The organism is Legionella pneumophila subsp. pneumophila str. Philadelphia 1 (genome assembly GCF_000008485.1).
Taxonomy (GTDB): Bacteria; Pseudomonadota; Gammaproteobacteria; order Legionellales; family Legionellaceae; genus Legionella; species Legionella pneumophila.
In genome coordinates this window covers 1,826,192-1,843,197 of the sequence record NC_002942.5, presented here as the reverse complement: position 1 = coordinate 1,843,197, position 17,006 = coordinate 1,826,192, and the positions used below count along the sequence as shown (strand labels likewise).

The following is a 17,006-nucleotide window of genomic DNA, read 5'->3' as shown; positions in this document are numbered from 1 at the left end:
TGGTCTAAGTTTATTTTAGGATCTGGTAATGAGGGTGCGGTAAAGCATACACCCCCCGCAATAAATTATTAATTATTAGTCTATCCTTTGCCAATTCTAATGCATTTCAATATTAATTTGAATATAATTTAACCTTTATATCATCCCTGTTGTGGGCAATGAGAAAAGTAATAAAATATCTTAGCATAATCCTGGGTTCGCTATTTGTCAGTGGGTTTTTATTATTATTTTTTTCTCCCAAGCCTTCTTTATTAGAAGAATTCAATTTTTCTAAAGCGGTATATGATGATAATCAACAATTATTAAGATTAATTTTAAGTGACGATGACAAATACAGACTTTATGTACCGTTATCTCAAATACCCAAGGAGTTAATGGAGGCCACACTTTTACAAGAAGATCAGTATTTTCTCTGGCATAAAGGAGTGAACCCTTTTTCCATGGTGAAAGCCATCTGGCAAACTTATGTGGTTAAATCGCGCAGAATCGGGGCTTCAACAATCACAATGCAGGTGGCACGAATTCGTTTTGGAATTAACTCCAAGAAAATTTCTGGAAAATTATGGCAAGTTATTAGGGCGTTACAAATAGAGCGTCATTATGATAAAGATAAAATTCTTGAGGCTTATTTCAATTTGGCGCCTTATGGTGGAAATATAGAGGGAGTAGGGGCGGCGAGCTTAATTTATTTTAATAAGCCTGTTAGTAAACTTGGTTTACCAGAGGCACTAACTTTAAGCATTATCCCTCAAAATCCAGTAAAAAGGACATCAAAAAACAGTGAATTAAAAAAAATAAGAAATCGCTTATTTGCCAGATGGCTGAAGCAGCATCCGCAAGACCAGGAGAAGCAGCCTCTGTTTGGACTGCCTTTAGTTATGCAAACCAATCAAAACCTACCCTTCCTGGCTCCTCATTTTGTAAATATGGTACTGAAGGAAAATCCTGGTTTATCACAAAGTATTTCAACAACTTTGGATTACAGGCTTCAGTTAATAGTTGAGCGAATTACAAGGCATTATTTAGCAAGAAAAAAAATGTTTGGTGTTCACAACGCGGCGGTTTTACTTGTGGATAGCCGTACTATGAGTATTAAAGCGTTGATGGGATCTGCTGATTTTTTTAATAACAAGATAAGTGGACAAATCAATGGTGTAGAAACCAAAAGGTCGCCTGGCTCAACTCTGAAACCATTTATTTATGGATTAGCACTCGATCAAGGTTTAATTCACCCCAATACAGTTTTAAAGGATGTACCACAGAGTTTTAATGGTTATAATCCGGAAAACTTCGATTATGATTTTATGGGGCCCATCAAAGCAAAAGATGCTTTGGTACTTAGTCGTAATATCCCGGCCATCGAGCTTTCCAATCAATTAACTAATCCAACATTACATAAATTACTTGAACAGGCGCATATAACTCAGTTGCGTTCTGAATCATATTATGGCTTGTCTCTTAATTTGGGTGGTGTTGAACTCACTATGAAAGAGTTAGTCGGTTTATATGCTATGCTGATTAATGATGGGGTCTGGTATCCAATCAATTCATTAAAAGGGGTTCCGCGACAAAAAGGTCGACACTTGCTTAGCGCAGAAGCAAGCTTTTTAGTTTTCGATATGCTAAAAAATACTCCAATGAAAGAGTCGAATAATGATGGCAGTTTACAATTACCAATTGCCTGGAAAACAGGAACTTCATCAGGATACAGAGATGCCTGGACAGTTGGAGTTTTTGGTCCTTATGTATTGGCAGTTTGGATAGGAAATTTTGATAATCAGGCAAATCCGGCTTTTATAGGTAAAGAAATTGCTGCGCCTTTATTTTTTGAATTGATTAATGCAATAAAACATGAAAGAGGACCAATAGCTCGAGTTGAAAAATACCCTGAACACATGCATTTGGAAAAAATAGAAGTATGCAAAGCCTCAGGTATGCTTCCTGGTCGATATTGTACGGATACAGAATGGACCTGGTTTATTCCAGGTAAATCCCCTATTAAAACGGATACAATTTTTCGAGAGGTAGCAATTAACGGGAAGACGGGGCTTCGTACTTGTCACATCGATGAAAATACTCGTTTTGAAGTGTATGAGTTTTGGCCCTCCGATTTATTAAGAATATTCAGGAGGGCAGGGATTCAACGCCATACCCCGCCATTTTTTGAACCAGGTTGCGCTTTGTCGGGAAATAGTGGTATTAGCCCCCAAATTACATCTCCCCAGGCAGGGGTAAGTTATATTGTCCATGCTAATACCCAATCAAACAAGATAATCCCATTAACTGCGGTAACAGATGCTGGAATTGCACATTTATACTGGTTTATCAATGAAAGTTTTGTAGCTGAAACAAAATCGGATGAACCTTATCTCTGGCAGGCGAAACCTGGTAAATATGTGGTAAGGGTGGTAGATGACCGTGGTTTATCTGATGCGCGGGATATTACTATTCAGATGGTTAGTTGACGCATATTTGATAATATATAAGTGAGCCCTTGTCCTAATCGGAGCAAGGGATTTAAAATTAAACTGAGGCCGAGTTTCTTGACTCTTCATCTTCGTTCTCTTCTTCAGATTCCGCTTTGTCTTCTGATACAACTTTAGGCTCAGCATAGGGATCCTTGGAAAATTCACTAGGGGCCCAGCCCACTAGCAAGGTTCCTCTGTATAGTAATTGTAATAGAAATATTGCCTTGCATAGATCAGCATCCGTATATTCCTCACACTCTGTTCCAGTAAAAAGCAAAGCAATACCAAGACCCATTTGTGTTGCCGCTATACTACCTTGCAAAAGATGGATCAGTTTTTCAGAAACATGAGTATCAAATCTGAATAGGGAATAAATTGAGATTAAAGTTTGAGCGAGTTTTGTTGGAATTGATGCGGCAGGATCAAATGTTTCAAGCGTTGTGCCCAATACTTCGGATCCGGCATTAGCGCGTTGAGCGTTACGATGTCCCGGTGTCGAGGCATACGGAGCTCGCATAGAAATGGCAGACAAACATTTTCGAAAAGACTCAAACATAATCATATCCTTATAACAATTTAATACGTGATATCTTTAATAAAAGCGGACATTAACAGACAAGTTATTTTGATTCCAGTATTTCTTGATGAATTTAGCATCAATCTACATCAAAAAATGTTCATTTGATTTGACATTTCAACATGGCTTTCAGATTTTAAAATTAATTTTTAGCCAAATTAGGATTTCTAAAACGCCTGATAATTTTGGGGTGTTCGATAAAGATGAGCTTACTGACATAAATAGTTGCTAGAAATTGAATACATCCCATGATGATAAACAAAACATCAAATGATGTTTTGGCAATAATTAGACCACCACATAACAAGGCGATCCCAGTGTAAATACTTGATAACCCATTGGCCAAACCCCAAGTGAGTCCTTCATGCGTTTTATCTTCATAGCGGGCATACAGAGCATACCAGGTTGTAGTAGAGAGCCCACCTGATATTCCAAGGCCAATTTGCAATAAAGCCAGTTGCTTTTTACTTGTTATAAAGATGTAACAAAAGGTAAATATGGTTTGGAGTGCATACCCCGCAACCAGCAATTTTTCTTTATGAATAAAATCTGAAATATAACCCAAGCCAATTACCACAATTCCAACTGAAATTAAATACAAAGACCATACCCATGATATGTCTAAGGGAGACGAGTTGAACCTTTCGCAAAAAATACCGAAGAGCGGGCCTAACATTCCTTCTGACAAGTACCACAAATTATTGGCAAATAATAATGTACGTTCTTTTTTACTAAACATTAATTCAACTTCAAGTTAAGTCAATCATGACTAACATACAAGTTTAAAAGAGATTTTCATATAGATTTTAGAAATTTAATTTTTATTTTTGATATTACAATTTGCCACTCGTGGTAAGATAATGGGGCTCAGTTTTTTATAAATCCATTTTAAATAGCGCATGAATACTGTTCCTTTAAAACCCCAACGCCTTTTATCCCTTGATGTATTTCGCGGGATGACTATTGTATTGATGATTTTCGTTAATGGTCAGGCAGCTATTGATCCCTATCCGATTTTTGAGCATGTGGACTGGAATGGTTGTACTTTGGCGGATTTGGTTTTCCCATTTTTCTTGTTTATCGTTGGCTTAACGAGTGTTATAAGCCTGAAAAACCAAATGGAACGAAAAGCAAAAACCTCATTATATTCTGCCATCATAGAGAGAAGTGTTGTTTTGTTTCTTTTAGGATTATTTTTGAATGTTTTTCCCCATCCTATTGAATTTGATAGCATAAGGATATATGGGATTCTGCAGCGAATCGCTGTTTGTTATTTAATTTCCGCTTTCATTTATCTGAATACTTCAATTAAAACTCAATTTTTTATTTTTCTTGTTCTTTTATTAGGATATTGGATTATTATGACTCAAGTACCTGTCCCAGGATATGGAGCAAATCAATTAACCAAAGACGGAAGTTGGGTTTCATACTTTGACCAGTTATTTTTTTCAGCTTCCCACTTATATGAAAAAACGTATGATCCCGAAGGTTTTTTAAGTACTTTTACATCTATTGCCACTACTTTATCAGGTGTCCTGGCCGGTAGTTTACTAATTAGTCCATGCAATCAATTCAAGAAATTTTATCTATTAGCAGGGATTGGCTTGCTATTTTTGTTATTGGGATGGTTATGGAATATGAGTTTTCCTATTAATAAAAATTTATGGACTAGCTCTTACGTACTCTGGACCAGCGGCCTGGCTCTGCTTGCCTTTGCCTTTTGCTATTTGCTGATTGATAGATTTGGGGTTAAAAAATGGTCCGTTTTTTTTAAAGTATTTGGCATGAATGCATTATTTGCTTTTGTATTTCATGTCCTTCTTTTAAAACTGCAATATGCTTTTAAAATAACAACACCTGATGGCTCTAAAATGGTATTGATATCCTATCTCAAAGATTATTTTTTTGGAGGATTCAGTAATCACAATGCAGCATTGCTGTATTCTATCTGTTTTCTTTTCCTGAATTTTCTGGTTGTTTTGATTTTATATAAACGTAATGTATTTATTCGAATATAAAGAGGTAAGGTTGGTTGGGCCTCGCAGATTGCTCAGCGCCAACTGTGTACATCGCTAGTGAGAAATTATAATTGAGTGTAATGTGTATTATCCCTAATGGAGATGGACACTATGACTCGGTAAAGAAGAAAGTTCATTTTTATTCTCTTCTTGCCGACTCTTTGGGGAAATAAAAAATAATGGAGCACTTTTGCTAGTAGGATCCGTATTCAAAGTATTTGGGGCTTTTTCTTCTTTAGGATTGTCACTTGAAAACTCATTTTCATTCAAATTACCGGAATTATTTTTCCCAAGAATTGCCTCAAGAATATTCTGATTTCTAAAATTGAAATCAATGTATTCTAGTGTTTTGTTAGAGTTTAGGGCATGTTGCAGCATAAGGTACTGTGCCAAAGTAATATCCTGGTTAAATTTTAGTTCTTTTAATTGACATCCAGGATCACGTAATAAATCACATAGACTGTGAATTATTTCGTTAGAAGGTGTATATCGACAGGTGTTTGAAATAGATAGAGACGTTATATTTTTATTGTTTTTTACCAGATCGATGAAGGCTTGTAGCCCCTCATTTTCAATATAGTTATCATCCAGCACCAATGTTTCAATATGAGTATTGAAAGTTAACGCTTTGGCAATCTTTATCGCGTCGTCACCCATATAAGCATTTTTGGACAGATCCAGTTTTTTCAAAGCCTGGAGATTATTCGCTAATAATTCGCATAAACTATCCACATTAAGCCTGCTTAGATTATTGTCAATGAGTATAAGACTATTTAAATTGGGGCATGCACTGAGCCAGGTGAGTACGTCTGGCGAATTGACTTGTCCAAGATTAGTTTTACCAAGGATTAAAGCAACCAGTGACGAGTTGGATTTCATAATATTAGCCAGCAACTTCAAATCATGTTCTTCGAATTGCATGTCATCAATAGCTAACATTTTTAAGGCTGCTGTTTGGGGTAAATATTTCAAGGTATTTCTACCTGAATTAAAACCACGAAGGATTAGGAACTCAAGAGTTTGATTCGGTTCTTTCGTCTTAAATAGCGGGACTTGTGTTTCTTTGGTCACTGAAAGGCCCAAATTCAAATAATTAAGCGGGATTTTATTGATAGATCGTGCTAACTGGTTGAGATGTTTATTGTGAAAAGGAGTTTCCATCACTAAAAAGTCTATAGTTAGCTTATTTAGAGCAGGTTTGTTTTTTAGCATGTTAACCAATGCCTCATGGAGTGGCGCCGCTATTTTTTTTAACCGATAATCGTCTATAAAATCTAACCAACCAATTGGCAGGTTATGTTTAAAATAGAAATCGAAGTCCAGTTGCACTTCAAATGTTAGTTTTTGTAGCTGTGAATTTTTAGCAATAACCTGACTTAAATCCCATAGCGCTTTAGAGTTTTCCCTAGTGATGGCCATTGACAAGTCAAGATCTGTTAAGGGTGTGACTTTTAGATATTCAGCTAAAAATAATACATCTTCATAAGATAGAGGGCCTGATAAATCCAAATCTTTGATAGCGAATGCCCCATTCTTTGTTGCATTAATACATTTGGCAAGTGATAAAGTTAACATAATTACTCCTCAAGTCCTTTTGAAAGAAAATAATGATGAACTCATCTATCTTCTACTTCAGGTAGTTGAAAGTAAAGAGTTACCTACAATTTATCTAAAGAGTAATAGAATGTGATAGGACGTGAGAAAATATTTCATTAATCCATACTGTCCCTTGCTTCCAATAAGTCTCTTAATGGTTTGGGAAGTATGGATCGAAGCTCTTTAGTAAGTTTCGCTTCATTTTTTTGCCAGATTATTCCTAAATAAATGATACCAAAACCTATGGCAGTCAAAGCAACAGGGAAAAGCATACTGAATTTAAACACCTGAAATGCCAGATGACCCAGATAATAAGAACATCCTAACGCACCAAAAATAACGAATACTTTTCTGTTTAAAATGACTCCAGTCAGAATCATGAAGAGGTTAATGCACATATAGATAAATTTGGATATTTCACTGTCGGAGGATTGGCAGCTTAAACCGAACCAAAAAGCCATGACACCGAATATATACAGCCAAAAAGCATAATCTGCTGATTGACTGGATCGAACATCAACCCAAAAGGCAATCAATATAGTAATTAAGCCAAAGTACATTGAAACCATTGCCCTTAGCTCAAAATCAAATTGACCGTCACCCAACATGGCTGCTATATCCATGGACATATACCAAAGAGTGACCGCAATTGGCATAATCATAAAAGGATACCGATATATCCAGGCCAGGATAGTACCTACCATTAGCGTACCCAACTCCATGAAGATCCAATGCCATTTGATATAAACATGATAGTCATGATAAACGCTGTCATCTGGCCACCAGCCCATTCCTTTTTGTAAGCCATAGATTGCCAAAGGAGTAAGGCAAATGACAAAAGTAGCGCAAATGCCAGCAGGAATGACATATCCTTTCCCATTGAATTGACTGCAAAGGCCTAGGCCGAGTAGGGCATAACAAATTGACAAATAGAAAATACCCCAGCCTCCAAACAGTTCCCATCCAAGATTCATAAACAAAGTCATTGCACCAATAGCTATAAGTCCTCCAAAATAATAAAGGACATTGGTTAAGTTAAATCCTGGAGTTTGTTCGGGAAGATTTTTTATGAATTCAATGAGGTTCTTGGCCTGTTCCTCTGTAATTATTTTAGCCTGGACAGCCTGAGCAATCATATTCCGTGTCAATTTCATCATCATCTCCGATGAGTACTGAATTCCTGCTAAAATTTAACCTGATTTTACAATAACTAATGATTAATATCTCAATTATAGCTGAGAGTATGAAACTTGCGTCTGAATTTGCAAATCAGGATTGGATATTTCTTTTCATGTAAGAACTCTAGGTCTCCTCCAAATAGGAATCAAGGTCATTATGACCAGGAAAATTGCGCCAAGCAATGCATAAATCAATTTGGAGCTAATGGCGAGTGATGGCGGTGGCGTCAAACTTACAATTAAGGTAATGCCACTGCCTGCCAACCCCAGGTAAGCGGGAATCATTATATTTAGCTTACTTAAAATCGGTTTTGAGGAAACTATTTTGATAGCGCTAATGAAGAGCAAGAGGTACATTAATAAATTAATTTGTGTCGCTGCATTCAACATGATCCAGTAAGATGCATTAATCGAAGGTACGATAAGAAATAAAGCACTAATAATCGATACACAGAAAGCTTGTGCGACTAACAATCTGAAAGGTGCGTTATGTTTATTCACTTGACTGAGTTGCCTATTTAAGAACCCTTCGTTTATTGCAAATTCTAATCCTTTTATAGGTGCAATGAGCCAGTTATTTGCTGCACCTATACAACCTATTGCGATCAATCCATTAATAATAAAGGCAAAATATCCATAACCAATTTTATTAAAAAATAATTGTATGAGCTGGGGAATGCTGCTGATAAAATTTAATTGTTCTGGGGGAATGATCATAGCCAATACGATCGAACCAAATAACATCGTCAGAAAGATTGTAATAACTGAAATAGCTATGGCTTTAGGGAAAGCCCCTTGTTTACTGTCCCGTGCGTGAACCGCGGCTAATTCAATACCGCAAAATGACAAAATAATTGCAGTAAGCGAAGTCCAGGAATAAGGTTCGGCTGGTGGTAGAACTGTGGTACCAGGTTTAACCTGCGTAATCCACCAGTACAATCCCACGAACAGGATAATAATAAAAGGAAGAATTAATCCCGTTATGGAGCAATAAGAGTTAAAACGACTTGAGAGATGAATTCCTTTTAAATTAATCCAGGTTAAACTCCAAATCAAAAAAATAATAATTAGAAAAAGCATACTTTTGTTTTGAACTAAATCAGGGGAGATGCTGTAGAGCAGGGTGCCAGCAATAAAACTCAATAAGGTAGGGTAAATTAAAACATTCTGAATACATTGAAACCAAATGGCGATGAATGCCCACTGATTCCCTAGTCCTTGTTTTACCCACCCATACACACCTTGTTCTGATTGCCTGGAGAACCAAACTGCAACAATGGCGCAAGGGAGAAGAAAGAATAGCAAGGCCAATGCAAAGTAATAAAACAGCTGGTTCCCCGCTAAAGCGGCTGCTGGAAGATTTCTAATGCTATCAACCGAGCAAACAGTGATTAAGGCAAGACTTAAAACAGATAAGCGGCTTTTCATTAAAATCTCAACGACAAGCAGCTTAAACCACCATCCAACTTTCTAAATTCGCTCATATCCAATTCAATAATTGAAAACCCCAGTTCGGATAAACGATGGGTTATTTTAGGACACCCTTTGGGTAATAACACAGTCTCATTAATCATAATGCAATTAGCTGCGTACGCTTCTTCATGACTTACTACTATTTGTTTTAAATGACCAAATGCTTGATGATTGATTAATTCTCCACTAACCAATACATAATCATTATTCAGGTAACTCACTCCTGTTTTAAGATGCAGAAATTTTTTTAGCTGAATTACTGAGGCTGTATAGCCATGCTGATTCAGTAAATAAATTAGTTGCTCAGCCCCCTCTTTGTTAGTTCTTTCTGAGAGACCAATAAAAAAATGATTGTCTATTCTAAGCACATCTCCAGCCTCAAGTCTGCCAGGCGTGCTTATTCTGAAAATCCTGTCTTTAAAGAATGCTTGAATGCTGGGTTCAATTTCCTGAACTTCATCTCGCCTGGACTCTGCGCCAGGGCATGTCAAGACAGCAAATTGTTCAGTTAATAATGACACGTCTTCTACAAAACAAGCATCCGGGAATTGTTCTAGATCTGGAAGCACTGTCACTTCAAGACCACATGTTGATAGTGCTTTGATATAATTTTGATGCTGTATTAATGCAAGCTCATAATTGGGTTTCCCCAAATCAGCCGATGTGGTTAGTCCATTGATCATTGTAGAAGATGGTGTTCTTACTATAGCATTTTTAAACATTCATCATGTCCTTAAATAAGTGATTTCCAATACACACGCAGCCAGAGATTAAACAAAGAGTCTTCAAAATGCAATCATTGTTAATTTGATTAAATTAGCTGGTTGATTTGCGATGGGGGTATATAGATTTAGTTTAAAAAGATAAGTATTCTTGTATCATTTGATACGGATTGTTTCTATCATGACCTCTAACAAGTGCGATATTGTCCTACTAACACAGAAGGATTTTATAGACCCGGCCGATATTACTCCCTACATTCAAAATGTGCTAACAGAAGATAGATTATTAACCGAAGCTCTGGAGCAAAAGGGATTAAAAGTTAAACGAACTCATTGGGATAATCGACAATATAATTGGTCAGAGACTAGATATGCACTGTTTCGTGCCACCTGGGATTATTTTCATCGTTATGACGAGTTTCATCTCTGGCTAAATGATTGCTCAAAAAGAATTCAATTTATAAATCCGATTTCTATTATTCAGTGGAATATTGATAAACATTATTTGAGTGATATGCAGCAAAAAGGAATTAATATCCCTCCTACTTTATTTTTAAAAAGGGGGAGGCTAAATATCTTAAATAATTTAATGAAGGAATCGGGATGGAAGAAAGCGATACTAAAACCTGCAATTGCAGGCGGAGCACGCCATACATATTTATTTGATCAGGATTCCGCGGATCATTATCAAGATGTATTTGAATCATTAATTAACAATGAGTCGATGTTACTCCAGGAATTTCAGGAGAACATTGTAAATAAAGGAGAAGTCTCTTTTATGGTATTTGGGGGTAGATATAGCCATTCTATACTAAAAAAAGCAAAATCTGGCGATTTTAGAGTACAGGATGATTTCGGTGGGACTGTACATCCTTATGAGGCATCTCAAGAAGAAAGGGAGTTTGTTGAGAATGTCATAGCTCAATGCGATGAGTTACCTGTGTATGCACGTGTTGATGTCATGTGGGATAACAATAATAAATTGTGTTTGAGTGAGTTGGAAATGATAGAGCCTGAGCTTTGGTTTAGGGAAAGCAGTCAAGCCGCGTCTGCTATGGCTGATGCAGTATGCGAACACATATCAGGAGTCAGTGAATATAAATAAACGCTGTAAGACACAACAATAGTCAAAGACAGGGAAAAAATATGAACACACGGATAGTTTCATTATTAGCTGTTTCTATGGCAAGTGTTAATTTGCAAGCTGCTTCAGAAAATATTATTTGGCAGGCGGGCGATAACAATTTAAAAAAATACAATTTTAGTATCTTGCAAGATAAAAAAGGATTTATGTCAATTACTAATAAAATCACGTCGTTAAATTATCAGCTGAAACCAGTTGATCATGAGGGCAATCGTGATTATAACGATATTCGTTACCAGGTTTATTATAGAAATATTCCTGTTTGGGGTCATGAGCTAATCCTTCATAAGACCAGCAAGTCAAAAATTTTTCTGACCGGTGTCGATGTGTCTGAAATTGAAAAGGATGTTCATCAGACTGATGGGAAATTAAGTGCTGCTGATATTGAAAGCCAGATAATAAAATATAATAACAATTCGATCGTATACAAAAATATAAAAAAAATCATTTATCTGGATTCACATAAAAAAGCTTATCTAGCTTATCATTTATCAATGTATGCAAATGATCCATTACATTTTGTCTCCGCTCCGAATTATATTATCGATGCCAATTCTGGTGAGATTTTAAAAAGCTGGGATGATTTAACACATAAGAAAGTTGGTCAGGGCTTAGGTGGTAATGTATTCATTCTTCCCTATCGGTCGGGATTGTTTCAACATGGGGATTCGATGAAGGATATTCCTTCTCTCGGCAAATTTGAGGTAACGATCAAGGGGAAAAATTGTGTTGTAGAAAGCCCTGAGGTAAGGGTCATTAATGCTGCGTATACTGATTTGGACAAGAGATCCTTCCCCGTTCTAAGCATTGTGGAAATCTATAAAAATATACCAGCATTTTCCTACCCCTGTAGCAAAGAATCACAATATATCAATATTAATGATGGAGATACATCACCTGCAAACTACAGTTTTTCTTCAATTAATGATGCTATGTATTTTGCCGGAGTCACACTGGAAATGTACAAAGAGTATTATGGCGTTGAAAAACCTTTAGGTGACGACTTGCCTTTGCGAGCCTATACCCATATTAAAAATTTTGATAATGCCTTTGCTGTGCCTTCTATTAAAATAAAAGGATTGTACTTAATGCATCAACAAATTGTGATTGGTGATGGCGATACTCAATTAACAGCACCGGCACAGAGCACTTTATCGCATGAGTTGTCTCATAATTTTACCAGATTGCATTCTAACCTGGTCTATAATGGGCAATCCGGAGGAATCAATGAAGCATTCTCGGATATGGCATCGATTGCTATGCAGGATTACTTGCGTAAAGATTTTCCATGGTATTGGGATGGTGAAGATTGGTCTATAGGGCGTGAGGCTACTATAAGTGGTGAGCCAATTCGCTACATGGACTATCCAACGAAAGATGGTCATTCTATTGAGCATTTCGATGATTATCATGATGACTTGGATGTTCATCTGACCAGCGGGATCTTTAACAGGGCTTTTTATCTTTTAGCCCATCAACCGAACTGGTCAGTGAGAAAGGCATTTCAAGTGATGGTAGATGCCAATATAAAATATTGGACATCAGGGACTTCATTTGAAGCAGCTTCTTGTGGTGTTATCCAAGCGGCAATTGACAGGCAATATAATAAGCAGGATGTCATCAATGCTTTTAAAGAGGTAGGAGTGATTTGTCCTGTTATAGGTCTCATAAATTAAATACAGCAATTCAGGTGACTTCGATACTGATTGCTGATAAAAAGAGATAATCATATTAATTCAACTTTCCGGCTCACAACCAATTCTTTTTTAATTTCAGACAATTAAGAAAATTCCTATTTGTTTTAAGGGGGTTGGATTATTTTACAATAAGTTGTCTTTATATATGGGTCTGAATTCGCATTAAAGGAGTCAATGATGGATGAAGTAAAGAGAATACATGCCAGACAGAAAGTCGCCTCTGCCAAAGAGCTTGAAAAGAGATATTGCATAAAAGAAGCAATGACCGAGTATCTAAGAGCAATTGATTTATTTTTACAAATTTCCAATAAAACTCCTGAGGATATTAATGCAATAGTTAATGTACATTATGATCTGGCGAACCTGTATTTTAATAGAAGAGATTATTTAAGCGCCGGTAGACATTATGAAGCGGCGATAAATCACCTCACAGAAACCCCACTCAAAGATGACTCTTACCGACTTCTAACAGAGTTATATATTGATTTATCTGATGCGTGTTATGAGCTGATGAATCAATCTGCTGGGGATGAGGCAATGGCTAATGCACTAAAAGCATTTGGATTGATTCAAAATAAAACATTTGAAGAACAACAAATTGGGGATCCAGTTGCTAATTTCAAACAATTTCATATTTTTTATGAAAAAAAACTATCAACAAAGTCTTATTTAAACTCCGCAAAATTTATGAATCATGAATATCTGCTCGGAGAGGGGCAAGTTGCAAGGCAGAAGGAGCAAGCACTTTTTGAGCAGTTTGAAAATATATCGATTAGTGAAATACAACAAATTGATCGTAGCTTAGAAAATATGTTATCGCAATTGTCTTTGGCAGCAGAACCCCCAACCCCTAATTCAGTCTCTGGAGTTGATCGAGTTATTTTTAATCCGATTTTTGTAAATGTAACGCCTAGTGATAGCTCTTATCGCGGCATGGCAATGCAAGTTCTAAATTTAGCCAAATCTTATATACAAAATCAAAAGATTTCAGATGCAATAGCTACCTATCAACAAGCCATTAAAATCCTGAATACAATTAAATCACCTATAGAAAGTGATCTGCAAATTGTTCAGGAGCTAACGCAACATATAAGATACTTACAAAATAAACCTAGCTCTACAAAAGATCAATTTTCATCCTGTTATAAAGAGGCTCAAACTCCTGTAATTGCCACTGCTTCAGAGGTGGGATTTTTTAATTACAGGCCACAAGAGGCTTTTCAGGTATCGGATTCATTTCATAGCCCTAATGAAATGGATGTGGAATACTGTGATGTCGATTTGCGCCCATAAGTACGTTGCTAGTTGAGTGACGATAATTATTTTTGTGTTCAAACGGCAGATAGGTAGGATTTTAGGGTCCTTGCCTTTTGCAGCAATATTGCAAAAAACTACCAAATTTAGAAACCACTGCATCTCAAGTATAATTAATTCTTGTAACTTGTGATTGCAGTGCAGCAAGAATTTGCGTGGCATAGGGTGTTGCGCCCTTTGTTCCATGAATTAACTACTTATGGTGATTTAAATTGGGACGTTGGCTAAGCGTGTCCTCTTCACGCCAAAAAGTGTTTGTTTAATCAGCAAACCTCCATTATCGGGGTAAAGTATTATTTTATCTTCAATAATTTACACTTTGATATTTTTCTTGCAACCTGGCCGTGATAACATCATGCACGAACAGAATTTTCATTAGGGACAGATAGTTACATGAACAAGGGAATGAACGCATTTGTATTCCTGATCGCGGTAATTGCCGGATTTGGCGGTTTTTTATTCGGATTTGATTCCAGCGTCATAGCTGATGTGAAAGATCAGGTTATCTCCCAATTGGCATTAACAGACTGGCAATGGGCGCAAGTTGTCAGCAGTAGTTTATTGGGATGTATATTGGGAATACCCATAAGTGGTCTTGTCGCAGATAAGTTAAGCAGACGATCCTTATTAAAAGTTGTAGCTTTAGGCTTTATACTGGGGAGTAGTTTGTGTGCTTTGGCTCCCGGCTTCGTTTCGATATTACTCGGTCGATTTATTATCGGCATTTGCATAGGTATTGCCTCCTATATTGCTCCTTTATTCATTGCAGAAATCGCGCCGCCTCATCAGAGGGGAACTTTAGTATTGATTAATGGACTAACCATCACGTTTGGTCAGGCTATCGCCTATTTAATTGGCTATTTTCTCCATGACTATTCTTTAATGAGTTGGAGATATTTATTTTGGATAGGAAGTCTACCTGCTCTCGTTTTATTTTCAGGAATGTATTTTGTCCCTCATTCACCCCGCTGGATAATGATTAAATATGGAGCTGATGCTACTTTAAAGACCTTAAAGCAAATTAGGCCAGTTGGGTATAATATTCAGCAGGAATTGACTGAAATTAGTAATAATTTAGTTAATCCTGCACCAGCCTATATCCAGATGTTTAAAAAACCAATTGTTTTTGTTCTCTTATTAGGAGTTGGTTTAGGACTATTCCAGCAATTTTCCGGGATCAATGCTTTGATGTATTATGGACCTGTTGTCTTTGAATCATTTGGGTTTTCTCCAGTTAAAAATGCAATTCTCGCTACCTTTTTTTTGGGTCTGGTCAATTTTATTTTTACAGTGGTTACCCTTTTTTATGTTGATAAATTAGGCAGAAGGTTTTTGTTAATCAGTGGTACTTTGATCGCATCAATTAGCTTATATTTTGTTAGCTTACTATCGTGCCACTCTTTATTTGTCAATAAATTCTGGATTTTAGGTGGTTTATCATTTTATGTGATGGGGTATTGTATTAGCCTGGGGTCTCTGTTCTGGGTTTTAATATCCGAAATATACCCCTTATCAGTGCGTGGTTTGGCAATGAGCATTGCTACTATGTTTCAATGGGGCGCTAATTTTGTTGTATCACTTTTGTTTCTTCCCATTTATCAATTCTCAGGTCAAACAGTTACCTTTGCTATGTTCGCTACCTTTTGCTTGTTGGCATGCTGGTTTATTTATTATTTTGTCCCGGAAACTACATCAGTATCGTTGGAAAAACTGGAAGAAAATTTAAGCTCTGGAAAAAAAGTAAGAGATATAGGTCAACCAGTATCGAAAAATATAAAAATAGCAAAATTTAATTTAATTATGGATTAATCATGAAAAAGAAAATATGTCGAATTGGGATAGTAGGTGCGGGAAGAATTGGTAGACTGCACGCAGAAAATATTCTATTTCATTTACCGCAATTTGAATTAGTGGCCATAGCAGATCCCCAGATCGATAGGAATTGGGCAGAAAAATTAGGGATTGCAATCGCGTCTACTCAATCAGAAGATGTGCTATGCCACCCTGACTTGGATGCCATCTTGATCGCGTCACCATCTCATTTACATCTCGAACAAATTATTACAGCGAGTATTCATGAGAAAGCGATTTTTTGTGAAAAACCAATTGGTTTGAATGAAGAAGAGATAGAGAAAACATTAAACATAATCAAAAACAATAATACTTTATTGCAACTTGGATTCAATCGTCGATTTGATCCAGGTTTTGCCAACATTCAGAAAAGAGTGCAGTTTGGTGAAATTGGCACTCCTCATATTCTTCGAATTACTTCTCGTGATCCGGCTTGTCCATCCAAAGAATATTGCGCGACATCTGGTGGAATATTTATGGACATGTCTATTCATGATTTTGATATGGCACGTTTTTTAATGCAATCCGAGGTTGTGGAGGTTTATGCAACAGGGGCTGTTCTAATTAATCCTGATTTTGAGCAGTTTGATGATGTAGATACAGCAATCATTCAACTACGGTTCGCTAATGGCGCATTTGGTGTCATAGATAACAGCCGTCAAGCAATCTATGGGTATGATCAAAGGATAGAAGTATTCGGTTCAGGTGGTATGTTATTGGCTGAAAATCAGTTTGAGCATACGGTATCTCGATACTCGGCTAATGGAACGGATGGCGCAAAACCTCAATATTTTTTCCTTGAGCGTTATCATCAAGCTTATCTGGCAGAACTGAATGCGTTTTATAGTGCCTGGAATGATAATCAGACAAGTCCCGTTTCAGGATTGGATGGACTACAAGCCTTGCGCATCGCAAAAGCAGCGAAACAATCTTTAGAAACGCATCTGCCAGTAGTATTGAGTTGAGGC

13 protein-coding genes are annotated in these 17,006 nt (G+C 36.7%); 7 read left to right on the top strand and 6 right to left on the bottom strand.

Features of this window, described 5'->3' with window-relative positions; all coding sequences use genetic code 11:
* Window positions 1-158 precede the first annotated feature (158 nt).
* Window positions 159-2,465: a penicillin-binding protein 1C gene (gene pbpC, locus LPG_RS08335; RefSeq protein WP_015444434.1), complete on the top strand. Its 2,307-nt coding sequence runs from the start codon at window positions 159-161 to the stop codon at window positions 2,463-2,465.
* A gap of 58 nt (window positions 2,466-2,523) precedes the next feature.
* On the opposite strand, the gene LPG_RS08330 is transcribed toward pbpC, so the two are convergent.
* Both LPG_RS08330 and LPG_RS08325 read right to left on the bottom strand, forming a co-directional pair.
* Entirely contained in the window at window positions 2,524-3,024 is a 501-nt protein-coding gene (locus tag LPG_RS08330; protein ID WP_015444435.1) for a hypothetical protein, read from the bottom strand.
* Window positions 3,025-3,187: 163 nt separating this feature from the next.
* Window positions 3,188-3,784 (bottom strand): MFS transporter, encoded by a 597-nt coding sequence (locus tag LPG_RS08325; protein ID WP_010947389.1) that lies wholly within the window; start codon window positions 3,782-3,784, stop codon window positions 3,188-3,190.
* 160 nt (window positions 3,785-3,944) lie between these two features.
* On the opposite strand from LPG_RS08325, the gene LPG_RS08320 reads away from it, so the two are divergent.
* Window positions 3,945-5,063 (top strand): lpg1661 family Dot/Icm T4SS effector, encoded by a 1,119-nt coding sequence (locus LPG_RS08320; protein WP_010947388.1) that lies wholly within the window; start codon window positions 3,945-3,947, stop codon window positions 5,061-5,063.
* Window positions 5,064-5,156: 93 nt separating this feature from the next.
* Here LPG_RS08320 and legL3 read toward each other — a convergent pair whose 3' ends face one another.
* The 4 genes from legL3 to LPG_RS08300 form a co-directional block, all read right to left on the bottom strand.
* Window positions 5,157-6,638, bottom strand: coding sequence for a Dot/Icm T4SS effector LegL3 (gene legL3, locus LPG_RS08315; RefSeq protein ID WP_010947387.1), 1,482 nt, complete (start codon window positions 6,636-6,638; stop codon window positions 5,157-5,159).
* A gap of 137 nt (window positions 6,639-6,775) precedes the next feature.
* On the bottom strand, window positions 6,776-7,813 hold the full coding sequence (locus LPG_RS08310; protein ID WP_015444437.1) for a hypothetical protein: 1,038 nt from the start codon (window positions 7,811-7,813) through the stop codon (window positions 6,776-6,778).
* Between the two features lie 135 nt (window positions 7,814-7,948).
* Window positions 7,949-9,265, bottom strand: coding sequence for an APC family permease (locus tag LPG_RS08305; protein WP_015444438.1), 1,317 nt, complete (start codon window positions 9,263-9,265; stop codon window positions 7,949-7,951).
* Window positions 9,265-10,032 carry a dimethylarginine dimethylaminohydrolase family protein gene (locus LPG_RS08300; protein WP_010947384.1) on the bottom strand — a complete coding sequence of 256 codons (768 nt, stop codon included), beginning with the start codon at window positions 10,030-10,032 and terminating at the stop codon, window positions 9,265-9,267. Before LPG_RS08300 ends, LPG_RS08305 begins: the two co-directional genes overlap by 1 nt.
* Before the next feature lie 181 nt (window positions 10,033-10,213).
* On the opposite strand from LPG_RS08300, the gene LPG_RS08295 reads away from it, so the two are divergent.
* The 5 genes from LPG_RS08295 (at window position 10,214) to iolG (ending at window position 17,003) form a co-directional block, all read left to right on the top strand.
* Complete coding sequence (locus LPG_RS08295; protein WP_015444439.1) at window positions 10,214-11,137, top strand: ATP-grasp domain-containing protein; 924 nt, start codon at window positions 10,214-10,216, stop codon at window positions 11,135-11,137.
* 41 nt (window positions 11,138-11,178) lie between these two features.
* Window positions 11,179-12,852: a M4 family metallopeptidase gene (locus LPG_RS08290; protein ID WP_010947382.1), complete on the top strand. Its 1,674-nt coding sequence runs from the start codon at window positions 11,179-11,181 to the stop codon at window positions 12,850-12,852.
* A 195-nt stretch (window positions 12,853-13,047) separates the two neighbouring features.
* Window positions 13,048-14,166, top strand: a complete 1,119-nt coding sequence (locus LPG_RS08285; RefSeq protein WP_010947381.1) for a lpg1654 family Dot/Icm T4SS effector — start codon at window positions 13,048-13,050, stop codon at window positions 14,164-14,166.
* Window positions 14,167-14,580: 414 nt separating this feature from the next.
* Window positions 14,581-15,996, top strand: a complete 1,416-nt coding sequence (locus tag LPG_RS08280; protein WP_010947380.1) for a sugar porter family MFS transporter — start codon at window positions 14,581-14,583, stop codon at window positions 15,994-15,996.
* 2 nt (window positions 15,997-15,998) lie between these two features.
* Window positions 15,999-17,003, top strand: a complete 1,005-nt coding sequence (gene iolG, locus LPG_RS08275) for an inositol 2-dehydrogenase (protein ID WP_010947379.1) — start codon at window positions 15,999-16,001, stop codon at window positions 17,001-17,003.
* Window positions 17,004-17,006 lie beyond the last annotated feature (3 nt).